General features: G+C 68.9%; 9 protein-coding genes. 5 read left to right on the top strand and 4 right to left on the bottom strand.

Annotation, left to right across the window (positions count from 1 at the left end):
* The first annotated feature begins 207 nt into the window (after positions 1-207).
* Positions 208-11,301 (top strand): type I polyketide synthase, encoded by an 11,094-nt coding sequence (locus BST11_RS19745; protein ID WP_083139600.1) that lies wholly within the window; start codon positions 208-210, stop codon positions 11,299-11,301.
* A 69-nt stretch (positions 11,302-11,370) separates the two neighbouring features.
* Here BST11_RS19745 and BST11_RS19750 read toward each other — a convergent pair whose 3' ends face one another.
* Positions 11,371-12,237, bottom strand: a complete 867-nt coding sequence (locus BST11_RS19750; protein WP_083139607.1) for a class I SAM-dependent methyltransferase — start codon at positions 12,235-12,237, stop codon at positions 11,371-11,373.
* A 695-nt stretch (positions 12,238-12,932) separates the two neighbouring features.
* Between BST11_RS19750 and BST11_RS19755 the strand changes: the two genes are divergently transcribed.
* Both BST11_RS19755 and BST11_RS19760 read left to right on the top strand, forming a co-directional pair.
* On the top strand, positions 12,933-13,148 hold the full coding sequence (locus BST11_RS19755; protein WP_067320520.1) for an MbtH family protein: 216 nt from the start codon (positions 12,933-12,935) through the stop codon (positions 13,146-13,148).
* A gap of 33 nt (positions 13,149-13,181) precedes the next feature.
* A complete protein-coding gene (locus BST11_RS19760; RefSeq protein ID WP_083139609.1) occupies positions 13,182-19,385 on the top strand; it encodes a non-ribosomal peptide synthetase in 6,204 nt (2,067 codons plus the stop codon).
* A 70-nt stretch (positions 19,386-19,455) separates the two neighbouring features.
* Here the strand turns inward: BST11_RS19760 and BST11_RS19765 are convergent, their stop codons facing one another.
* The 3 genes from BST11_RS19765 to BST11_RS19775 all read right to left on the bottom strand — a co-directional run bounded on the left by BST11_RS19765 (position 19,456) and on the right by BST11_RS19775 (position 21,456).
* Positions 19,456-20,130, bottom strand: a complete 675-nt coding sequence (locus BST11_RS19765; RefSeq protein WP_083139610.1) for a methyltransferase family protein — start codon at positions 20,128-20,130, stop codon at positions 19,456-19,458.
* 264 nt (positions 20,131-20,394) lie between these two features.
* A complete protein-coding gene (locus BST11_RS19770; protein ID WP_142276452.1) occupies positions 20,395-20,601 on the bottom strand; it encodes a hypothetical protein in 207 nt (68 codons plus the stop codon).
* Positions 20,602-21,261: 660 nt separating this feature from the next.
* Complete coding sequence (locus tag BST11_RS19775; RefSeq protein ID WP_142276453.1) at positions 21,262-21,456, bottom strand: hypothetical protein; 195 nt, start codon at positions 21,454-21,456, stop codon at positions 21,262-21,264.
* A gap of 188 nt (positions 21,457-21,644) precedes the next feature.
* Between BST11_RS19775 and BST11_RS28190 the strand changes: the two genes are divergently transcribed.
* Positions 21,645-23,129: a PE family protein gene (locus BST11_RS28190; protein WP_083139615.1), complete on the top strand. Its 1,485-nt coding sequence runs from the start codon at positions 21,645-21,647 to the stop codon at positions 23,127-23,129.
* 142 nt (positions 23,130-23,271) lie between these two features.
* Positions 23,272-24,204, top strand: a 933-nt coding sequence (locus BST11_RS27650; RefSeq protein ID WP_158086806.1) for a PE family protein, incomplete at its 3' end; no start/stop codon positions are given.

Below are 24,204 nucleotides of genomic sequence, written 5' to 3' on the forward strand. Positions count from 1 at the left end.
GCGTCGCCGGTACGGGGCACCGCGGAGCAATTAGCCATTCGGATGACACGCGTCTGGCCCACAAAGTATGGTTTAGAGCTTGTTACACCCATGTCGAGTAAATGGACTGGAGACACCGTTGAGCATGAACCGGTTCGATGATCGCAGTGGCAGCCCCTTCGTCTTGGTCAGCGACGAGGGGCAACCCCGGACGATGGGCAATCGGAAATGACCGATCACCAGAGTCAGGCCCTGCCGACCAACGGGTCGCCCGTCCGGCGGGGGACGGCTGAGAGCTTTGCGATCATCGGCTACGCGGCGCGCTTCCCGGGTGCCCCCGACGCGGACGCGTTCTGGGACGTGCTGCAGCACGAACGCGACGCCGTATCGGAGGTGCCGCCGGACCGATGGGACGTCGACGAGTTCTTCGACCCGGATCCCGACGCGCCCGGCAAGATCGTCAGCCGCCGGGCCGGGTTCATCGATGACGTGACGGGATTCGACGCGCCGTTCTTCGGGTTGTCGAACCGGGAAACCATGCTGATCGACCCGCAGCATCGGATCCTGCTCGAGACGGCGTGGCAGGCGGTGGAGCATTCGGGCACCGCGCCGTCCTCGTTGGCGAACACCAAGACCGGCGTGTTCATGGGTTTGGGCACCCACGACTACCTGGGACTGATCTCCGAACAGCTGAGTTACGAGGAAATCGAGGCATACGTAGCCATCGGGACGTCGTCCGCGGCGGGCGCCGGCCGCATCAGTTATGGGTTGGGGCTGCAGGGTCCGGCGGTGTCGGTCGACACGGCGTGCAGCTCGTCGCTGGTGGCGGTCCATCAGGCGTGCCAGTCGCTGCGTTTCGGTGAGTGCGACCTCGCCCTGGCCGGCGGCGTGAACGTCCTGCTCAGCGCGAAGACCGCGATGACCTTCTCGCACGCGCACATGCTGGCCCCGGACGGCCGGTGCAAGACGTTCGACGCGGCCGCCGACGGTTACGTGCGCGGCGAGGGCTGCGGCGTCATCGTCGTGAAGCGTCTCGAGGACGCGATCCGCGACGGTGACCGGATCCGGGCCGTGATCCGGGGCAGCGCGGTCAACCAGGACGGCGCGTCGGGCGGCCTGACGGTCCCCAACGGCGTCGCCCAGCAGCGCGTGATCGCCGAGGCGCTGCAGTGCGCGGGTGTCGCGCCCGCCGACGTGGGTTATCTGGAGGCGCACGGGACCGGCACGTCGCTGGGTGACCCGATCGAGGTCCAGGCCGCCGGTGCGGCATTGGGCAAGGGGCGCGACGCCGACCGGCCGCTGCTGATCGGGTCGGTGAAGACGAACATCGGGCACCTGGAGGCCGCGGCCGGCATCGCGGGCGTCATCAAGGTCGTCCTGGCCCTCGAGCACGGGGTGCTGCCGAAGCACCTGAACTTCAGCAAACCGTCGCCGCACATTCCGTGGGACCGGCTGCCGGTGCGCGTGGTGGACGAGGCCCTCCCCTGGGCGCGCGGCGAGCGGCCCCGCATCGCCGGGATCAGTTCGTTCGGATTCTCGGGAACCAACTCGCACGTCATCCTCGAAGAAGCTCCAGTAGCACCCGAGGTAGGCGAGGTCGCCGCCGCGCCGGTGACGCCGACGGACGACCGGCGGTTCAGCCTGTTGCCGCTCTCGGCGCGCAGCGCCGCCGCCTTGACGGAGCTTGCCAAGCTATACCGCGATTGGCTGGCCGCCCACCCGGACGCCTCGCTGGCCGACGTGTGCTTCACCGCCGGGGCAGCGCGATCGCACCTCGAGCACCGGGCCGCCCTGGTGATCAATTCGACCGAGTCCGCGCGTGAGCAACTCGCCGCGCTGGCCGACGATCGGCCGGCTCCGGGCTTGCTGCGCGGTGAGTGCGCGGACCGGCCGAGGACGGCGTGGTTGTTCACGGGCCAGGGCAGCCAGTACGCCGGCATGGCACGCGAGCTCTTCGAGACCGAGCCCGTGTTCGCCGAGACGATGACCCAGTGCGCGGCGGCGGTCGCCGACGTGCTCGAAAAGCCCTTGCTCGACGTCATTTTCGATCCCGACGGTGACGACACCTTGCGGCAAACCAGTTACGCCCAGCCCGCCCTGTTCGCGGTGGAGATGGGCCTGGCCCGCCTGTGGCAGTCGTGGGGCTTCGAGCCGGACGTGGTGATCGGCCACAGCGTCGGCCAATACACCGCGGCCTGCGTCGCCGGCGTGGTCAGCCTCGAGGACGGGGCGTTGCTGCTGGCCGAGCGCGGCCGCCTGTTCGGCAGCCTGCCCGACGGCGGCCGGATGGTCGCGGTCTTCGCCGCCGCGGAGCGGGTCGAAAGCATGACCGACGAGTTCCCGAGCCTGTCCGTGGCCGCCTACAACGGCGCCAACACCGTGCTGTCGGGACCCGTGCAGGATCTCGACCAGGCCGTGGCGGCCTTGGAAGCCGACGGTGTGCGCTGTGACTGGCTGGACACCAGCCACGCCTTCCATTCGGCGCTGCTCGATCCGGTCCTCGACGAATTCGAGTCGTACGCCAACCGGTTCGAGTTCAGGGCGCCACAAAAGACGTTGGTGTGCAACCGCACCGGCGCGGCCCTGGGCAGGAGCGCGAAACTGGACGGCGCCTATTGGCGCCGCCACGCGCGGCAGCCGGTCGAGTTCGCCAAGAGCGTGCGCACCCTGGCCGAACTGCACTGCACGATGCTGCTGGAGATCGGCCCGCAGCCGGTCCTGACGGCCGCGGCCCTGCGGGCCTGGCCGGACCCGGCCACCGCGCCGCGGGCGATCGCGTCGATGCGCAAGAACGTCGCCGATCACCGGCAGATCACCGAAGCCCTCGCCAACGCGTACATCGTGGGCCACCGCCCCGACTTCGGCGCGCTCCAGCCGCCAGCCGCGCGCAAGGTCGACCTGCCCACCTATCCGTTCCAGCACCGCCAGTACTGGTTCCGCGAGGAGCGGGTCCGGCCGACCCAGTCCTTTGACGAGAGCCAAGCCATGCGCACCGAAACCGTGCGGCTTCTCGAGGACGGGCGGATCGAGGAACTCGCCGCGCTGCTCGACGGCGCGGAAGGCAATCAACAGGCCGTCGATCTGCTCAAACAGCTTGCCGCACAACACAACCAACAGCGCAAAGCCCAATCCATCACGGACTCCCGCTACGAGATTCGCTGGGAGAAGTCCGCCGCTGGCACGCCAGCCGGCGAAGGATCTGCCTGGGTCCTGATCACCGACGATGCCGAGGCGGTTCGGCCGCTGGTCGACGCGCTGACCGCACGCGGGCACCGGCACCGGATCGTCGGGCTGCCGGTTTCGGACGCCGACCAGGAGCGGCTCGCCGCGACGTTACGCGCCGCGGTGGAGGAGGAACCGACGACCCGCGTCCTGCATCTGGCGGCCGTCGATGCCGACACCGCACCGTCGATGCGATCGCTGTTGCGGATGCAACACGACGTCCTGAGCGGAACCCGGCGAGTGTTCTGCGCCGCGGCCGCGGCCGACCTCCGCGTACCCATCTGGCTGATAACCCGTGGCGCACAGCGTGTTACCGATGCGGACACCGTGTCACCGACCCAGTCCTGCCTGTGGGGATTCGGTCGCGCCGCCTCGCTGGAACATCCACGCCTGTGGGGCGGACTGGCGGACCTGCCGCCGGGCGGCGCCATGGACGAGGCGGTGTGGACCCGGCTGGTCGACGAGCTGGTGGCGGCGCCCGCCGGTGAAGACCAAATCGCGCTGCGCGACCAAGCGGTTTACGTTCCCCGGCTGACGCGGCGTGCGGGGCAGCCGAGCGCCACACCGGTGGCACTACGAGAAGACGCAACGTACCTGGTGACCGGTGGGCTGGGTGCGATCGGCCTCGAAGTCGCCGGATACCTGGCCGCGCACGGCGCCCGGCACCTGGTATTGACCAGCCGACGCGCCCCCAGTGAGGCCGCGCAACAGCGCATCGGTGCGATAAGCGAAGAGTCCGGCTGCGAAGTCCGGGTCATCGCGGCCGATGTCTCCAACCCGCACGACGTCGCTCGCGTCCTGGCCACCGTGCGGGCCGAACTGCCGCCGCTGGCCGGCGTCGTGCACGCCGCGGGCGAGATCAGCACCACCCCGATGCAGGCCTCCGACGCCGAAGCGCATCAAGCAGAAGTGGACCGGGTGTTCGCGGGGAAGGTTTGGGGCGCTTGGAATCTCAGCGAGGCCACCGCGGGCCTGCGGCTGGACTTTTTCCTCAGCACCTCCTCGATTGCCGGGGTGTGGGGCGCGGGCGGCCAGACCGCTTACAGCGCGGCCAACGCCTTCCTCGACGGGTTGGCGTGGCGGCTGCGTGAGCAGGGTGTTCCGGGGATCAGCGTCAATTTCGGTCCGTGGTTGAACGCGGGCATGGCCGACGAGTCCGCCCGCGCGGAACTGGACAAGCGCGGCGTCAAGCCGCTGTCACCCGCCGACGCGTTGGCGGGGATGGCCGAACTCCTGGCGGCGTCGGGCAAGGGCTCGGGCAAGGGCGCGGCGAAGGGCGCATCGCACGGGGTGGTGGCCCGCATCGATTGGGCCGGCTTCCTGCCGCTCTACCAGGTGGGCGGGAAGCGAGCGTTCTTCGCGCAGTTGCAGCGCGAGGTGCCCGACACGGCGCCGGCATCGACGGCGTCCGGCGACACCCAACTGGTCGAGCGGCTCACCCTCGCTCCGGCGCAGCAGCGGAAGAAACTCGTCGTGGACTACCTGCGCGACGTCGTCGCGCAGGTGACCCGGATCGACCCGGCGGAGATTCGCGACGAGGCCGGCTTCTTCGACGTCGGCATGGATTCGCTGATGGCCGTGGAACTTCGGCGCCGGGTCGAGCAGGCCGTGGGCAAGGAGTTGCCGTCGACCCTCGCGATGGACTATCCGCGGCTGGTCGACGTGGCCGACTTCCTGCTCGGCGACGTGCTGAGCATCGGCACCCCGGCGCCGAGCGCGCCGGCGCCGGCCAAGCCGGCCGCGGCGGCACCGACGCGCTCCGATGAGCCGATCGCGATCGTGGCCGTCGCCTGCCGTTTCCCCGGCGCCCGCGATCCCGAGGCGTATTGGGATCTGTTGTCCGGCGGTGTCGATGCGATCCGGGAGATTCCGGAAGACCGCTTCGACGTCGACGAGTACTACGACCCCGATCCGGAGGCACGGGGCAAGATCTACACCCGTTACGGCGGGTACCTGGAAAGCATCGACGGATTCGACCCGGAGTTCTTCGGCATCTCCCCGCGCGAGGCCGTGTGGATGGATCCGCAGCAGCGGTTGATGCTGGAGATCGCGTGGGAGGGCCTCGAACGTGCCGGGTATGCGCCCGCGGCGTTGCGCGGCAGTCGAACCGGTGTGTTCGTGGGCGTGGCCGCCAACGAGTATTCGCAGCTGCTGAACGCCAACTCGGTCGAGACCATCGAGGCGCACTTCATCACCGGGAACGCGCTCAACGTCATCGCGGGCCGGGTGGCGTTCGCGCTCGGGCTGGAAGGGCCGGCGATGGCGGTGGACACCGCGTGCAGTGCCTCGCTGGTGGCCGTCCATCAGGCCTGCCAGGCCCTGCATTCCGGTGACTGCGACATGGCGCTGGCCGGTGGGGTGAACGTCTTGGTGAGCCCGGCGTCCATCGTCGCCACCTCGCGCGCCCGAATGCTGGCCGCCGACGGCCGGTGCAAAACCTTCGACGCCTCCGCGAACGGCTACGCGCGCAGCGAAGGCTGCGGGATCCTGGTGCTCAAGAGGCTGAGCGACGCGGAGCGTGACGGCGATCAGATCTGCGCGGTCATCCGGGGCAGCGCGGTCAACCAGGACGGTGCCTCCAGCGGTTTGACGGTGCCCAATGGTGGTGCGCAGCAACGGCTTATCGCCGCGACGCTGGCCCGTGCCGGCGTCGAGGGCCGGGACGTCGATTACCTCGAGGCGCACGGCACGGGCACCTCGCTGGGTGACCCGATCGAGGTCCAGGCCGCCGCGGCCGTCTACGGTGCCGGCCGCGACTCGAACCGGCCGCTGTTGATCGGATCGGTGAAGACCAACATCGGCCACCTCGAGTCGGCGGCGGGGATCGCCGGCCTGATCAAGGTCGTGTTGTCGCTGCAGCACGAAGTCCTGCCGCAGAACCTGCACTTCGAGAACCCGTCGCCGAACATTCCCTGGGACTCCTTGCCGGTGCGGGTCGTGGACCGGGCGATCCCGTGGCACGCCGACGGCCGGCCGCGTCGTGCCGGAACAAGCTCCTTCGGGTTCTCGGGCACCAACGCGCACGTCCTGATCGAGGAGGCGCCGGCGAAATCCGCGGTGGCCGACGGAACCTCGGCGGGCGACGCGGTTGCCGACGCCACCGGGGCACCGGAAGCGGGCGCCGGCGACGAATTGGTCGGCGTGCTGCCGCTGTCCGCGCGCTCATCGCAGGCGCTGGTGGCGTTGGCGCAGCGATACGGTTCCTGGCTCGACGACCACCCGGACGCCGACATCGCCGATGTGTGCTTCACCGCCGGTGCCGGGCGTTCGCATTTCGAACACCGGGCCGCGCTCGTCGTGGATTCGGTTGCCGGTGCCCGTGAGCTGCTGACCGGGTTGGCCGAAAACCGGCTGGGGCCGGGTGCGTTGCGCGGCGAGTGCGGCGACCCGCCCAAGACCGCGTGGTTGTTCACCGGCCAGGGCAGCCAGTACCCGGGGATGGCGCGCGAGCTGTTCGACAGCGAACCGGTGTTCGCGGACACCGTGAAGCGATGCGCGGAAGCGGTCGACGGGATGTTGCCGCGCCCGTTGCTCGAGGTGCTGTTCGAGGCGGCCGGCAACCCCGGCGATGACGCCGGAAAGGGGCTGGGCCACACGTCTTATGCCCAGCCGGCGCTGTTTGCCGTCGAGATGGGCCTGGCGCGGCTGTGGCAGTCGTGGGGTATCGAGCCCGACGTGGTGCTGGGACACAGCGTGGGCCAGTACGCCGCGGCGTGCGTGGCCGGAGTGTTCAGCATGGAGGACGGGGCACGCCTGATCGCCGAACGCGGCCGGCTGTTCGGCAGCCTGCCCGCCGGCGGGCGCATGGTGGCCGTGTTCGCCGATCCCCAGCAGGTGGAGAGCGCCGCCGAGGAGTTCCCACACATCTCGGTCGCCGCCTACAACGGCCCCAACACGGTGCTATCGGGTCCCGGCGCGGACCTGGAACAGATCGTCGCCAAGTTGAGCGGTGACGGTGTGCGCTGCACGTGGCTGGACACCAGTCATGCGTTCCATTCCGAGCTGCTGGACCCGGTGCTCGACGAATTCGAGTCGTACGCAAAAGGATTCGAGTTCGCGGTTCCGACCCTTCCCCTGGTGTGCAACCGGACGGGCGCGGTCCTCGCCCCGGAAACCGCGCTGGACGCTCCGTACTGGCGGCGGCACTCCCGCCAGCCGGTGCAGTTCGCCGAAAGCGTCCAGACCGTGGCTGCGCTCGGCTGCTCGGTGCTGATGGAAATCGGCCCGCAACCGGTTCTCACCGGTGCCGCGCTGCAGGCCTGGCCGGATTCCTCGGCCGCTCCGCGTGCGATCGCATCCCTGCGCAAGGACACCGACGCCCGGCGCCAGATCGCAGAGGCGCTGGCCGCGGCCTACGTCAGCGGCCATCGGCCCGAATTCGCCGCGCTGCAGCATCGGCCGCGGCGCAGGCTCGACCTGCCCACCTATCCGTTCCAGCGGCGCCGCTTCTGGCCCAAGAATGCCGACATCCGCGGCATCGACGGACACGGCTCCGCCGGATCCGGAATCCTGGGTAGCGCAAAAGATCTCGCCTCCGGGGATTCCGTGTTCACCAGCCGATGGTCCGTCAACACGCAGCCATGGCTGTCGCATCACGTCATCTATGGCACCGTCGTCGTTCCCGGCGCAACGTACGCGGCGATGGCCCTGGCCGCGGTCGGGGCGCCGGCGCAGGTGCGCGACGTCTTCTTCTACGAACCGATCATCCTGGCCGACAAGGCCTCTCGAGAGGTGCAGCTGACGCTGCATCCGGTCGACGAGGATTGGACCTTCCAGGTCCACAGCCGCCCCTACGGCGATCGCGACGCTGACTGGTCGCTGAACGCCGACGGCCGGATCGCCTCCGGCGCCGATGACGAGTTGGCGCCGGCGTCGGCGGAATCCATCGACGCCGTGTGCGAGCGGTTGGACCGCATGCGCCCGCAGCAGCTGTTCGACACCTTCGCCGATATGGAGCTGACCTGGGGTCCGACCTGGTCCACGTCGCTCAAGTCGTTGTGGTCCGGTGATGGTGAGGCGGTCGGCGATGTCGCCATCGGCGACGAGCTCGCCGAACAGCTCGGCAGCGAGCCCGTCCACCCGGTGCTGCTGGACCTGTGCACGGGGGTCGCCTTCCCGGCGTTCCCGGCGGTTCTCGCGGCCGCCGACGGCGGCGAGGTAGGGGAGCTGTTCCTGCCCCTGCGGTATGGCCAGGTGGTGTTGCGGGACAAGTTGCCGAAGCGCTTCTATTGCCGCGCGCGGTGGCAGAGTGGCGGTCCGGACAGCGAGACCCAGGTGTTCGACCTCGACTTCGTGGATCGGGAGGGTCGCCAGCTGGGCGAAATACGCGAATTCACGGTGAAACGCGCGCCCCGGGAAGCGTTGCTGCGGGGACTGGGCGGCGACGCGACGCGGAACCTGTACACCCTCGGCTGGGAGGAGGTGCCGGCGCCGGAGCCGGGCAGCGCCCAGAAGGGCGATGGCACCTGGCTGATTGCCGGCTTCGACGAGCTGGCCGCCGAAGTGCCGGGTGCCGTCGCACTGGACCGCAGTACGGACGTCGACGCCTGGAAACAGCAACTCGCACAGGCGCAGGAGCGCGGCGCCCCGGTCTCGGGAATCGTCTGGCGCACCGCAAAGCGGCCGGGCGTCGAAGAGTCGAGCGGCGAATTCGCCGCGCGGGTGGAAGTCGAGATCGACCAGCTGCTCGCGGTCGTGCGCGCGCTGTTGGCGCAGCAGGATCTCAAACTGACCGGCGGGCTGTGGATCATCACCGAACGCGCGGTGGCGACTGAGCCCGGCGAGCCCGTCGACCCGGTGCAGTCCGCGGTGTGGGGCCTGGGCCGCACGATCATCACCGAGCAGCCGAGCCTGCGTTGCCGGCTGGTCGACCACGACGGGTTCGAGGATGCCGTGCACTCGCTGGCCGGCCTGCTCGGCACACCCGTCGACGAGCCCGAACTTGCTTTGCGGCAAGGGAAGTACTGGGTGCCGCGGCTGGTGCCCTGGGCGCGCGGCGGCCATCTCCCGGTACCGCGGGCCGGCGATTACTTCCTGGCTCCCACCGAACGCGGCGCGATCGACAACCTGCGTCTCAACGAGACGGTGGTGCCGTCGCCGGGTGCGGGCGAGGTGCAGATCCGGGTCGAAGCCGCGGGTCTGAACTTCCGGGACGTGCTCAACGTGCTCGGCCTCTACCCCGGTGATCCGGGGCAGATCGGCGGCGGTGACCTCGCCGGCGTCGTCACCGAGCTGGGGGACGGCGTCACGAAGTTCGAGGTAGGCCAACGGGTCTTCGGGTTCATGCCGGGGTCGTTCGCGACCCGGGTCAATGCGCCCGCCCAGTTCCTGACGGCGGTGCCGAACGGAATCAGCGCGGTAGGCGCGGCGACCATACCCGCCGGCGCGCTGACGACCCGACTGGCGTTCGACTGGGCCGAGGTGGGCCCCGGTGACCGGGTGCTCATCCACGCCGCCAGCGGGGGCGTCGGTCTGGCGGCCATCCAGATCGCGAAGCAGCGCGGGGCGACCGTGTTCGCCACCGCGAGCACCTACAAACGCGCCACGCTGCGCGACATGGGCGTGGAATACGTCTACGACTCGCGCAGTACGGATTTCGCCGACCAGATCCTGGCGGACACCGGCGGCTCGGGCGTCGATGTGGTGCTCAACAGCCTGACCAACGAGGGGTTCATCGAAGCGACGGTGCGGGCCACCGCCAAGGGCGGCCGCTTCGCCGAAATCGCGAAGCGGGACATCTGGACTCGCGAGCAGATGGCGGCGGCCCGTCCCGACATCAAGTACGAGATCATCGCGCTGGACGCGTGCATCGAGCACGAACCCGAGCGGGTGGGCAACTTGCTGGCCGAGGTGGCCGAGAGCATGGCCAACGGCGAGTTGGCGCCGATCGCGGCCGAGGTCTACCCGGTGACGGAGGCCAAGACCGCGTTCCGCCGCATGCAGCAGGCGCGCCACATCGGCAAGATCGTGCTGCAGATGGCGCAACCGCTACAGCCGCGCGCCGATCGGAGCTATCTGATCACCGGCGGGCTCGGCGCGCTGGGCCTGTTCACCGCGGCCTATCTGGCCCAACTCGGGGCCGGTGACATCGTGTTGACCAGCCGGCGCGCGCCCAACGCCGAGGCCCAGCGGGCGATCGACGACATCACGGAGCGCCACCGGTGCCGCATCCACACGGTGACGGCCGACGTCGGTGACGAGGCGCAGGTCGAACAGCTGCTGGCGCGGATCCGGGCCGAGTTGCCGCCGCTCGCGGGGGTGGCACACCTGGCCGGCGTGCTCGACGACGCGCTGCTGTCGCAGCAGAGCGTGGAGCATTTCCGGACGACGTTGGCGCCCAAGGCGTTCGGTGCCCGCTACCTGGACCGGTTGACGAAGGACGACGAGCTCGACTTCTTCATCCTGTACTCCTCGGCGGCCAGCGTGCTCGGCTCCCCGGGCCAGGCCAACTACACCGCCGCCAACGCGCTGCTGGACGGGCTCGTTGCCGAGCGCCGGGCGCACGGCCTACCCGCAACCGGCATCAACTGGGGCCCGTGGGCGAAGGGCGGCATGGCCACGTCGCACGCCGCGCGCGCGAATCTCAGCGCCCAAGGCCTGATTCCGCTGGAACCCGGGGCCGCCCTCAACGCGCTCGCGGAGGTAATCGGCACCGGAACCGGGCAGGCGACCGTCATCAAGGCCAACTGGCAGCGCGCCGCGAAGGGGCTGGGCGCCTCTCGTCCGTCGCTGCTCGCCCACGTGCTGCCCAGTGCCGCCACGGCGACCCGCGGCGACAGCGAGCTGCTCCGGCAACTGCACGAGGTGCCCGAGGCGGAACGCGGCAGCTTCCTCACCGACTACCTGCGGCGCGAAGTGCAGAACTTCCTGCGGCTCGCTCAGCCGCCGGCCGCGACCAGCCGGTTCCTGGAATTGGGCACCGACTCGCTCATGGCGGTCGAATTCAGCAACCGGTTGCTGCCGCAGTTCGGTGGGGCGGTCACGATCAGCGCCACCGCGGTATTCGACTACCCGACGATCGGGTCGCTCGCCGAATACCTCGCCGCTCAGGTGCCGGTGTCCGACGCGGCGGACTCGGTGGGCGCGGCCGAGCCCACGTAGCGAGGGGGCTCGGCTCTCGCTGAGCCACCCACGCAACCAGCCGGGGCCGCGACGCTGCCGGGCGGGGCCCTACGCGGCGCCCGCCTGCAGTTGCGACCTCAGAATCCGGTACTCCAGCAGGCCGGCCCGCATCTGCTCGTAGATCGCCGACCCCGGCAGCGCGAGGAAGTTGGCGACGCGGGCATTTGCGTCGCCATAAACCTCGGCCCAGGTATCGGTCGCCTGATCGCGCGACGCCAACACGTTTCCGGTGATATCGCGATCGCTTTTGGTGACGAACCCTGACCGCTTTAAGCGCATGCGCACCTGGTCCCAGTCCTCAGGGCTCAGGAAGTCCGTGTGCAGGAACCATCCGCCGGGCCGACAAATCCTGGCCACCTCGGTGAGGAATTTCGGCAGATTGCCATACGAGTGCGACGACTCCACATTGACGATCGCATCGCACGAATCGTCCGCGAGGGGAATGTCCAGGGCATTGCCGACCCTGAAGTCGATCGGATTCTTGGTGTGCGTTTTGCTGCAGAACGCGATTGCCTCCGAGGACATATCGATGCCGATCACTTGGGCGCTGAACTTTTCGGCCACCACGGCGGTGTTGCCGCCGCGCCCGCACCCGATGTCGACGATGGTGCGGTCATTCAGGTCGAGCGACCCGATGACCTCGAGCACCAGCCTGACCGAGTTGGCGTTGAAGGTTCCTTCCCGAATGTCAAACGCCGCTTCGTTGTTCGAGTCCGTCGGAAGGTACCCATAGTTGAGAAAGAACGACACATTGGCCAAACCGACGGTCTCCAGGCGTTGGCTCAGTTGATTGTAAAAGTTGCGCCATCCGTCCGCAGTCGTGGCGAGCAGGTCGTCGGCGAGGTGCGCCGACATTGCCACCTGTGAGCCTTCTTGCGATTGAACCTGCGCCGTACTTTCGCTGTGGCTGTCCATTTATGTCGCCTACCAAATCGTGCTCTTGCACCATGATTTCTAGCACGGTGCCGGTTTATGGATATTCGTGCGCACGGGAGCCTCGCGTCAGGTACGGCTCACCTTCCGTGCCCTGGGCAATAGTATCCAGGTACCTCCGATTCCGATGGCGAATCCATTTTCGAAAGCGTTCTACATTGTCCGCGGCCGTTCGGCGCGACCAAATTGCGCCGTGCCCACCCTAGTATGGACGCCGCCCGTTGAGAACCGGCCATGAACTCAACGGGTTCTCGACTCCGCACCGGTGGCCGCCCGCCGCCCGGCCCAGACGCGAACCCGGCCGCGTGGGCCGTCGGCGTCGGCCACGACCGCCGGACGGTGCACGCGCCCGTCGCCGGAGGAGCGTCCATGCCCACGGAGTCTGCGGGAACCGCCGGGCGACCTCGCCCGGCCACGCGCGTCCGACCGCGCCTTCGGCAACACCCGGTGACGCCGCCGCGACACCGGCTCGCCCCCGCCGCCGACGCTACGTGCTACGGGCCGTAGTACGGCTTCATTCGCGTACCTAACGATCGGGAAGCGGCGTGCGGCGCAGTGCGCGGTCTTCAAACTGTGGGTTACCCCTCCAAATTCGAAAAGTGCGAGACAATTTCGGTGAGCTCCAGTATGGTCTAGAACTTGTTATACCCATGTTGAGTAGACGGACTGGAGACGCGGTGAGCATCAATCCGTTCGACGACGACAATGGCAGTTTTCTCGTCTTGGTCAACGACGAGGAGCAACACAGCCTGTGGCCGGCCTTCGCCGACGTTCCGGCCGGCTGGCGTGCGGTGTTCGGGGAAGCCGACCGCGCGGCGTGCCTTGACTACATCGAACAGAACTGGACCGATATACGGCCCAAGAGTCTACGCGACAGGTTGGCAGCTTCTTAAGCCCGCGCTACAGGGCACTGAGTGGGTAACCGGATGGAACTCGACGACCGGGCGTTTCCGCTGACGCGGGGACAGCTTGACATTTGGCTTGCGCAGGAAACGGGCCACTCCGGCACGGACTGGCAGCTGGGCATTCTGGTGCGCTTCGACGGCACGGTGGAGCGCTCGGCCCTGGAGCGGGCGATTCGTCACGTGATGATGGAGGCCGAACCGGCCAGGGCGGCCATCTTCGAGGTGGACGGCGAGATCGTGCAGAAGGCGATCGATTGCTCGGGCCTGGAGGTGGCCTTCCACGACCTGAGCGAATCGCCCCGGCCCGTGCAGAAAGCCCGGGAAATGGCGCTGACAATTCAACGCACGCCAATGCCTTCGGATGGCCCGCTATTCAACTTCACTTTATTCCAGACTTGGGCCGATGAATTTTATTTGTTCGGTTGCTTCCATCACATAATCATCGACGGGTTCGGAATTACGCTTCTCGCCAACCGGATTGCAACCGTCTACGCCGCGATTATTTCTAACGCGCCAATTCCCCCCGCCTTCTTCGGCTCGCTGCAGGACCTGGTTCGCTGCGAGTCGGAATACGAAGCGTCCACCGACTATTCGGAAGACCAGTCCTATTGGACCAGCAATCTTCCACCGGAAAGCGGGCTCGACCGTCGGTCGGCCGAGGACCCGGACGAAGGGGGTTCGCGGGAGCCTTCCGCGCCGGTGCGCCTGGATCCCGCGGTCCTGCAGCGGATTCAGGAGTTGGCCGACGAGTGGAAAATGCCTCGATCGTCGGTCATCACCGCTGCGTGCGCCCTTTTGGTGCGCGGATGGTGCGCGGAGGGCTCGCAGGTGGTACTCGACTTCCCGGTCAGCAGGCGCGTGCGTCTGGAGTCGAAGACGCTTCCCGGGATGGTCTCGGGGGCGGTGCCGCTCGTGGTGGCGCTCGCGCCTACGTCGACCGTCGCCGATTTCTGTCAACACGTTGACATGCAAATTCGGGAAGCGCTGCAGCATCAGCGGTTTCCGGTGCACGCGCTTGAACGCAAAGGCCACGCCCGGGGCACGGGGCAGCCGGCCGGCCGGGTGAGCGTCAATTTCATGCCGTCGAAGATGACGATGGATTTCGCCGGTGTAGGGGCCTCGGCGTCGTTTACCAATCCGGTTCAGGTGGGCAGCTTTGGATTGATCTTCTCCGGCGGCGGTGACCAGCTTTTCCTCAGCACGGTGGGCGGCGGTGGGGCGTTTTCGAATTTCGACGTCTCGGAATTGGAGAAACGGCTGAGCCGGGTGATGGTGGCGATGACCGCCGATCCGGGGCGGCGGCTTTCGTCGATGGATCTGCTCGACGCCGCCGACCTGACCGGGCTGGACGCGTGGAGCAACCGGGCGGTGTTGAGCGGGCCGGCACCGACCCCGGCGTCGATCCCGGCGGTGTTCGCTGCGCAGGTCGCCCGCGCCCCGGAGGCGACCGCGATCACGTGCGGCGAGGGTTCGTGGACCTATCTCGAGGTCGACCAGGCCGCCAACCGGTTGGCGCACCGGTTGGCCCGCCAGGGGGTGGGTCCAGGGCAACGCGTGGCACTGCTGTTGCCGCGTTCGGCCGAGGCGATCATCGCGATCCTGGCGGTGCTCAAAACCGGGGCGGCGTATGTGCCGATCGACCCGGCGGTGCCGGCGGCCCGGATCGCGTTCATGCTCGACGACGCCGCGCCGATCGCGGCGATCACCACCAGCGGGCTGGCCGAGCGGCTGGACGGGCGCGACCTGCTGGTCACCAAGGTCGACGATCTCCAAGATCCCGTCGACACCGAATCCGGCACCGCGCTGCCAACGCCGGACCCCGACAACATCGCCTACCTCATCTACACGTCGGGGACGACCGGCGTCCCCAAGGGGGTGGCCATCAGCCACCACAACGTGATCGGGTTGCTGCACTCGCTGGATGCCGAGTTGTCGCCCGGGCAGGTGTGGTCGCAGTGGCATTCGCTGGCCTTCGACGTGTCGGTGTGCGAGATCTGGGGTGCGCTGTTGTCCGGCGGACGCCTGGTGGTGGTCCCGGAATCGGTGGCGCGCTCGCCCGAGGACTTCCATGCGCTGCTGGCCAAGGAAGAGGTCAACGTCCTCAGCCAGACCCCGACGGCGTTTTACGCGCTGCAAACCGCGGACGCGCTCGCACCCGAGCTCGGGCGCCAGCTCAAGCTCGAAGCGGTGATATTTGCCGGGGAAGCGCTTGAGCCCCAGCGTCTTTCGCTCTGGCTGGACAACCACCCGGGTTTGCCGCGGCTGCTCAACCTGTATGGCACCACCGAGACGACCGTGCATGCCTCGTTCCGGGAGATCTCGGCCGCCGACGCGGACAGCGCGGTCAGCCCCATCGGGGTGCCGATGGCGCACCTGGCCTTCTTCGTGCTCGACGCCTGGTTGCAGCCCGTGCCGCCGGGGGTGGTGGGGGAGCTGTATGTGGCCGGCTCGAGCGTGGGGTGCGGGTATTGGCGCCGTTCGGGGTTGTCGGCGACGCGGTTTGTGGCGTGTCCGTTTGGTGCGCCGGGGCAGCGGATGTATCGCACCGGTGATTTGGTGTGGTGGGGTGCCGATGGGCAGTTGCGGTATGTGGGGCGCGCCGATGAGCAGGTGAAGATCCGCGGGTATCGCATCGAGTTGGGTGAGGTGCAGGCGGCGCTGGCGGGGCTGGACGGGGTCGAGCAGGCGGCGGCGATCGTCCGGGAGGACCGTCCCGGTGACAAGCGGCTGGTGGGGTATGTGACCGGGACGGCGGGTCCGGCCGAGGTGCGTGCGGCGCTGGGTGAGCGGTTGCCGTCCTACATGGTGCCCGCGGCGGTGGTGGTCATCGACGCGCTGCCGCTGACGGTCAACGGCAAGCTCGACAAGCGGGCCCTGCCGGCGCCCGAGTATCAGGATGTCGACCACTATCGCGCCCCCACCAACGCGGTCGAGGAGATCCTCGCCGACATCTATGCGCAGGTGCTCGGGCTGGAGCGGGTCGGGGTCGACGAGTCGTTCTTCGAGTTGGGCGGGGACAGCATCTTGTCGATGCAGGTGGTGGCGCGGGCGCGCGCCGCCGGCGTGGTGTGCCGGCCGCGCGACATCTTCGTCGAGCAGACCGTGGCCCGGCTCGCCCGGGTGGCCGGCGTCGCCGACGACGACGCCCACGTGATCGACGAGGGCGTGGGCCCGGTGGTGGCCACCCCGATCATGTGCTGGCTGTACGGCGTCGAGGGACCGGTCGACCAGTTCAACCAGACGGTGCTGCTGCAGGCCCCCGCCGGAGCCGACGAGGACCATGTCGTGGCCCTGCTGCAGGCCCTGCTGGATCGGCACGCCATGCTGCGCCTGCGCGTCGACGAGGACGCCGGGGGCTGGTCGTTGACGGTGCCCGAGGCGGGGGCGATCGACGCCCGTCACTGCCTGCGCGCGGTGGAGGCGCTGTCCGACGCCGCGGTGATCGAGGCGCGGTCGCGGTTGAACCCGGCGGCCGGGGTGATGCTGAGCGCGCTGTGGGTGCCCTCCACGGCCCAGCTGCTACTGATCGTCCACCATCTGGCCGTCGACGGGGTGTCGTGGCGGATTCTGCTGGAAGACCTCAACCTGGCTTGGGCGCAGCTTCGTGCCGGCCAGCAGGTGGCGTTGCCGGCGCCGCGGACCTCGTTTGCGCGGTGGGCGTCGTTGCTGGCCGAGCACGCGTGCCGCCCGGAAGTGGTGGAGCACGCGCGGGCGTGGCGGCAGATCGCCGCGACCCCCGTGGCGCTGCCGGCGGTGCGCCCCGAGGCGGACACCTTCCTCACCGCCGGAAACCTGTCGGTGGAGCTGGACACCGAGACCACCCGCATGCTGCTCGGCGAGGTGCCGGCGGCGTTTCACACCGGGATCCACGACATCCTGTTGATCGCCTTCGCCCTGGCGGTGGCGGAATTCCTTGGCGGCGGCGCGCCGGTCGGCATCGACGTGGAGGGGCACGGGCGCCAGGAGGAATTGGCCGCCTCGAAGGAACACGTGGACCTGTCCCGCACCGTGGGCTGGTTCACCACGAAATACCCGGTGGCCTTGGCCGTCGGCGGGCTGGACTGGGCGCAGGTCACCGCGGGCGAGACGGCCCTGGGCCTGGTGATCAAGGACGCCAAGGAGCAGCTTCGGGCGCTGCCCGATGGCCTGACCTACGGCGTATTGCGCTACCTGAACTCCGAGGTCGACGTGGCCGGGTCCGACCCGCCCTTCGGGTTCAACTATCTGGGGCGCCTGGGCGCGGCGGCCGACGCCTCCAGTGAGGAGTGGCGGATCTGCCCGGACGGCGGCTCGGTGGCCCGGGTGGCCGCCGCGACCCCGATGCCGCTGATGCACACCGTCGAACTCAACGCCGGCACCGTGGACGACGCCGACGCCGGTCCCCAGTTGCGCGCCGCCTGGACGTGGGCGCCCTCCGCCGTCGATCACGCGCAGGTCAGCCGGCTGAGCCGGTTGTGGTTCGAGGCTCTGGCCGGCATCTGTGCGCACGTGCGAAGCGGGGGCGGCGGGTTGACGCCGTCCGACATCTGGCCCGCCCACCTGAGTCAGCAGCAGATCGACGAACTCGGCCGACACCACCAGCGCATCGGCGACGTGTTGCCGTTGACCCCCCTGCAGCAGGGTCTGGCGTTCCACGCCAACGCCTCGCGGGGATTCGACGACGTGTATGCGGTGCAGCTGGATATCGCCCTGAGCGGTCGGCTCGATCAGCACCGCCTGCGCGAAGCCGTGCACACCGTCGTCAACCGGCACCCCAACCTGGCGGCCCGGTTCTGCTCGCAGTTCGACGAGCCGGTGCAGGTCATCCCGGCCGATCCCGTCGTGCCCTGGCACTACGTCGTCGTCGACGGCGCGGACGGCGACGTCGAGGAGCGGATCCAGGAGGTGTGCGCGGCCGAGCGCGCCGCGGTCTACGACTTTGCCAACCAACCGGCCCTTCGGGTGGCCTTGATCCGCACCGCGGCGGATCGGCACCGATTCGTGCTGACGAATCACCACATCGTGCTGGATGGCTGGTCGCTGCCGATCCTTCTGGGGGAGGTGTTCGCCAGCTACTACGGGCAGTGGCTGCCCACGGCGGTTCCGTATCGCAGGTTCGTCACCTGGCTGACCGCACGGGACCGGGTCGCCGCCCGCGCGGTCTGGCGTGAGGTGTTCGCGGGATTCGACACCCCCACGCTCGTCGACCCGGCCGATCGGTTCGGGCTGGGGCGGCGCGGCGTCGCGACGTTCCGCGTGCCCGAGCCGACGACCCAGGCCGTCAACGAGCTGGCACGCTCCTGTCACACCACGGTGAGCACCGTGCTGCAGGCCGCGTGGGCGCAGCTGCTGACGTGGCTGACCGGTCAGCGCGACGTCTCGTTCGGCGCCGTCGTCTCGGGGCGGCCCGCCGAGGTGCCCGGAGCGGACTCGATGGTGGGTCTGTTGATCAACACGGTGCCCGTGCGGGCAAGTATCACGCCGGCCACCTCCACCACCGACCTGCTCGACCAACTGCAAAGCGCGTACAACCGCACATTCGAGCACCAGCACCTGGGACTCAGCGAGATCCATCGCGCCACCGGTCACGACCGGCTCTTCGACACCGTGTTCGTCTACGAGAACTACCCGACCGACGCCGCCGAGCTCTCGGGCAGCGACGGGCTGGCCATCACCGCGATCGCCAACCGCGACCACTACCACTACCCGCTTACCGTCCAGGCCCTGCCCGGCAGCGAACTGGAACTTCACCTCCAATATCGAGCGGACGTGTTCGACGCGGCCGACATCGAAGCGCTGATCGAACGGTTCCATCGGGCGCTGGTGGCCATGACCGCCGACCCCGCGCGGCCGTTGCCCATGGACGCGCGGGAGGGGGGCAGGCACGCGCGGGCGAACGGGAACCGGATGACGGCCACCCAACCGGCGCCGTCGGCTGTCGAATATCAGCGCACCGGTGGTGCCAATGGCGCCCCTGCCAATCTGGTCGAACAGATCCTGGCCAGCATTTACGCCCAAGTGCTCGGGTTGGACCGCGTTCCGGTGGACGAGTCGTTTTTCGACCTGGGCGGGGATTCCGTTTCCGCGATGCGCGCGATCGCCGCGATCAACATGGCCCTGGACACCCACCTGCCGGTGCGGACGCTCTTCGACGCGCCGTCGGTGCGAAGCTTCGGCCGCAAGTTGTGCGGACGTGCCTGGTCGGAGGCGGAAGTTCCCGCGGCGAGCCCGGTCCGCGATCTGTAGACCCGAACCGCCGGCGCGGCCGATATCGAGGTCGATCGAAACCCCTGGCGCCGAGCGCCAATTGGGCGCCCTACCAGACGGACGGCACCAAGCGATAGCGAACCTGCTGCGAGTACTCGCGGTACCCGTCCAACTCCCTTTGCAGCAGCTTCTCCTCGTCGCGGATGCGCCACGCGAGCACCATCACTCCGGGTGCGACGAAGACGAGCCCCCAGTAGGAACCGAGGGCAAGGGGGATGCCGATCATCATGATCACGTTGCCGGTGTACATGGGGTGCCGCACCAGCCCGTACAGGCCCGTGGAGACGACCCGCTGGCCTTCCTTGACCCGGACGGTCGCCGCCGCATAGCTGTTCTGAATGATGACCAGCGCCACCACACCCAGTCCCGTGGCCACCAAAACGTCACCGGCCAAACAGATTTCCGCCGGTACGGGCGACCAGCCGAAGCGATGGTCAAGGGCGCTGACCACGACCATTGCCGCCAGCGACAGGTACAAACCGGCAATGACGATCTTCTGCGCCAGCCGCGTCTCCGCCGCCGGCCCGCCACGCATCCGCGCTTGCAGCGCATCGGGATTCGTACGCAGCAGGTAAATGCTGGGAATCCACGCCGGAACGGCAACCACCACGAGAAACACCCATGCTTGCCAGTAATTGAACGTGCCCGCGGGGACAAACAGCATCGAGCCGAACACGACAAACTCGACAAGAGCGAATAGCAACAGCTTGGGAATGGCTTTCACCGATCCTCCTTCGTCGTCCCGCACCGGCCGGCATCGCGGTGCCGGGAAGTCGCGACTCGCGGCGTATGGGGTGGCGCATAGGGCCGCACCGATCGCCGGCAGCCGCAATGCGGTGCACGACTGAAACTACCGTCGCCTACCCCGAGGACGTGGGCGAATCTGTCATTCGCCGCGCGGAAGCCGCGCGGGCATCCGGCTGGGCCGGCGCCGTCGCGGGCGCTTTCGCGGCCGGCCCCTGCCCGGCCCGGCGGCGCTCACCGGCGCTCACCAGCTGTTCTGGCAGCCGCAGGGTCTGAGGGCGGCTATCGCCGCAAGCACTTGGTTACCGACCGACCGTTGGTATTCGCGAAGGTATTTCACCCGGCGCGGGTCATCCTCTTCTAAGTGATGCGTGAGGGGATGCTCCGTTTTCCACACCGCGTCCTGCGCCGCCTCGCCGACGGCTACCGCAAAGTCCTCGTCCTTATTCATCCATTCCCCCATACGCGCGACCAAGGGTCAGCGCCAATTTTAAGATACGAACCTGATTTCACAGCGAATCGTTCAGCGTGTGTCAGATATAAATTGCATTTTCGGCCGGGCGTCCGGGTGTCTGGTGTGTGTGAGCTAGAGATATGATGCGTTGAGCCGCAAAGGATTTGGTTGTCGGTAAGCGAAGTTGTGTTCGCCATTCCGAGCGTTAACGGTGGCCGGTATTCGGGGCGTGGACACCGAAAATTGCGATTCTCGTCAAGGAATTGGAATTCGCCGGGATGGCCCCCGGGTCGGCATAGAAAGCCCGCAACCGCCGCATCAGCAATCATCGGTTTTAGCGCAGCCCATTTCGCGTTTCCGGGCGCCCCGCGCCGCCGGCCATGTTTCCGCACGCCGGCCGACGTCGGTCGCGGCATCCCCGTGGTGGTGCCCGGCGTCGAATGCGTGTGGTTCGTTCACGGCGCGCTTTCTTACTCGTGGGTAGGTAAGAAGTTACTCGCTGGTAGGCGCAATGTCACTCAGGCTGCGCAACGTTTCGTGGGCGCCCGGCGGCGTGGCTGGCGTCGTTCGCTCCGGCTGGCGTCCAAGACATTTCGCGTACGGGGGCCGATGTCCGGCCGCCCGGTCCGGACGTCGCCGCCCGGCGTCCTGGCTCTCTTACGAGGCCATGCGGGGGCTGAGCGTCTCTATCGCCGCCAGCACTTGGCGGCCGACCGCCTGTTGGTACTCGCGCAGGTACTGCTCCCGGCGCGGGTCATCGTCCGACAAGTGCAGGGTGAGCGGGTGCTCCGTCTTCCACACCGCGTCCTGAGCCGCCTCGCCCACGGCCACCAGGAACTCTCTCTCGTTCATGGTTCCCCCAATCGCGCGCATCCCGCGCAGCGGATACCCAGCAGCTCGCGACGCGAAACGGCCGGAGGAGACCGACGAAAATCTGCTAAAACGCAGATATACAGGTGTGCAACAAGATAGTTTTTAGCCACTCGCAAGCGTGACCGTGGTGCGGGCTGCCCGCGTGCGACGGTCTTCGGAGGTCAGCAATGTCGTATGTGTTCGTCGTGCCGGACGTGGTGTCGACGGCGGCGGCGAATGTGGCGGCAATCGGCTCGTCGCTCAACGCCGCGCATGCGGCGGCGGCGGCCTCGACCACCGCGGTGTCGGCCGCCGCCGGTGATGAGGTGTCCGCGGCGATCGCGTCGTTGTTCTCCCGCGCCGGCCAGGAGTTTCACGCGCTCAGCAACCAGGCGGCGGCGCTGCAGGCCCAGTTCGTGCAGGCCCTGACCGGCTCGGGGGGCGCGTACACGGCCGCCGAGGCAACTAACGTGTCGCCGTTGAGCGGGGCGTCACGCTCGTTGGCCGCCGCCGCGGCTGTTCCATCGCCGATGCAGATCCTCGCCCACGCGGTGGCGGAGGCCTCGGGGGCGTCGCCGCCGCCGCGGACGGAACCGCTCGCGACGGTGATGTATGAGCTGAACCAGACCGGCCGGACATTCTTCGGAGCGCCCTTTTTCTTCAACGGCGCCGATGGGACGCAGGCCAGCCCGAATGGCCAAAACGGTGGCTTGTTGATGGGCAACGGCGGCAACGGCTGGAACTCGACGGTCGCCGGGGTCAATGGCGGGAACGGCGGCCAGGCCGGGCTCATCGGCAACGGCGGCAACGGCGGGTCCGGTGGCCAGGGTGCGATCGGTGGCAGCGGTGGGTCCGCGGTGTGGGTCGGGGCCGGCGGGGCCGGCGGGGCCGGCTTCAACTCCACCCTTTCCGGCGTGAATGGCGGTAATGGCGGTAACGGCGGGTCCGGCGGATTGTTCTGGGGCACCGGCGGTGTCGGCGGGGCCGGCGGCAGTGCAACCGACGCGACCGGCGGCAACGGCGGGGCCGGCGGCTACACGGGCTTCCTCGGTAGCGCGGATCTGGGCTTCAGCGTTCCGACCGGCGCCACCGGCGGGGCCGGCGGCGACAGCATCACCGGCCAGGGCGGCACCGGTGGGGCCGGCGGGGCCGGCTTCGGGCTCGGCGGTACCGGCGGGGCCGGCGGCAACGGCGCCACCGGGGGCGACGGCGGTCAGGGCGGTCTCGCGTTCAACCTGGGGTGGGGGACCGTCACCGGCGGGACCGGCGGAGTCGGCGGCATCGGGACGGTCGGCGCCGGCGGGGACGGGGGCCACGGCGGCGCCGCGATCATCGGGCCCTTCAACATTGCCGTGGACAATTTCGACGGGCTGCTGACGTATCTCCCCGTCGACTGGGGTACCGCCTACGGCGGTGTCGGTGGCGCGGGCGGCGTCGGGGCCACCGTGGGCGGTACCGGCGGGACGGGCGGGACCGCGTACAACTTCCTGAGCAGTGGTGCCTCCTTCGGCGGCGCGGGGGGCACCGGCGGCACCGGCCCCACCGGTGGCAACGGCGGCACGGGCGGCAACGTCTTCTCGATCACCCCGGGCAATGCCACCGTCGGAGGCGGCGGCGCGGCCGGCGGCCCCGGCGGAACCGCCGGCGGCCCGGGCCAGGTCATCACGCCCTAGCGAGCCGCCCGGCAGCGAGCGGCGGTTGCTCTGCGTTTTCTCTGAAACACAGCTCTACAGGTGTGCAACAAGATAGGTTTATAGTGCCCGTAGCTATGACCGTGGTGGGGGCGTAGACCTCTGCGGTCTTCGGAGGTCAGCAATGTCGTATGTGGTCGTCACGCCGGATGCGCTGACGGCCGCGGCCGCGAACGTGGGGACGATCAACTCCTCACTGAGCGCGGCGAATGCCGCGGCGGACCTTCCCTTCATCTTTGTGCCGGGGTCCGCCGGCGATCAGGTGTCGAAGGCAATCGCGACGCTGTTCACCGAGGTCGGCGAGGAGTTTCAGAAGCTCCTCAAGGAGGCCACCGCGGTTGCCGCCCAGATCGAGCAGGCCTTGAACCAGGCGGGGGAGGCGTTCAGGGCCGCCGAGGTGCTTTCCATCCAGGTGCTCACCCCGTCGTTGTGGCCGGCCGCGGTCGCCGATGCCTCGGGGCCGGCGCCGCCGCCGAGGACGGACCCGTTGGGGACCGTGATGTATGAGCTCAACCAGACCGGCCGGACCCTGTTCGGGGCCCCGCTGTTCTACAACGGCGCCAACGGGACGCAGGCCAGCCCGAACGGCGAAAACGGCGGCCTGTTGATGGGCAACGGCGGCAACGGGTGGGACTCGACGGTCGCCGGGGTCAATGGCGGTAACGGCGGGCTGGCCGGGCTCCTCGGCAACGGCGGGAACGGCGGGTCCGGCGGCCAGGGTGCGACCGGTGGCAACGGCGGGTCCGCGGTGTGGGCGGGCAACGGCGGTACGGGCGGGGCCGGGTGGAACTCCACCGTCTCCGGCGTGAATGGCGGCAACGGTGGGGCCGGCGGCAATGGCGGATTCTATTGGGGTACGGGCGGCGCCGGAGGGGCCGGTGGCAGCGCAACCGACGCGACCGGCGGCAGCGGCGGGGCCGGCGGCAACGTCGGCCTTCTCGGGGGCGCCAACTTCGGCTTCGGCGTCCCGGCCGGCGGCACCGGCGGGGCCGGCGGTGACAGCATCACCGGCCAGGGCGGCACCGGGGGGACCGGCGGGGCCGGCTTTGCGCTCGGC

Origin of the sequence: Mycobacterium alsense (genome assembly GCF_002086635.1) — a bacterium.
Lineage (GTDB): Bacteria > Actinomycetota > Actinomycetes > Mycobacteriales > Mycobacteriaceae > Mycobacterium > Mycobacterium alsense.

Bases quoted from the DNA above. Each gene is read 5' to 3' on its own strand.
- BST11_RS19745 (WP_083139600.1), top strand. From the start codon at position 208: ATGACCGATCACCAGAGTCAGGCCCTGCCGACCAACGGGTCGCCCGTC.
- BST11_RS19750 (WP_083139607.1), bottom strand. From the start codon at position 12,237: ATGGACAGCCACAGCGAAAGTACGGCGCAGGTTCAATCGCAAGAAGGC.
- BST11_RS19760 (WP_083139609.1), top strand. From the start codon at position 13,182: ATGGAACTCGACGACCGGGCGTTTCCGCTGACGCGGGGACAGCTTGAC.
- BST11_RS19770 (WP_142276452.1), bottom strand. From the start codon at position 20,601: ATGAATAAGGACGAGGACTTTGCGGTAGCCGTCGGCGAGGCGGCGCAG.
- BST11_RS19775 (WP_142276453.1), bottom strand. From the start codon at position 21,456: ATGAACGAGAGAGAGTTCCTGGTGGCCGTGGGCGAGGCGGCTCAGGAC.
- BST11_RS28190 (WP_083139615.1), top strand. From the start codon at position 21,645: ATGTCGTATGTGTTCGTCGTGCCGGACGTGGTGTCGACGGCGGCGGCG.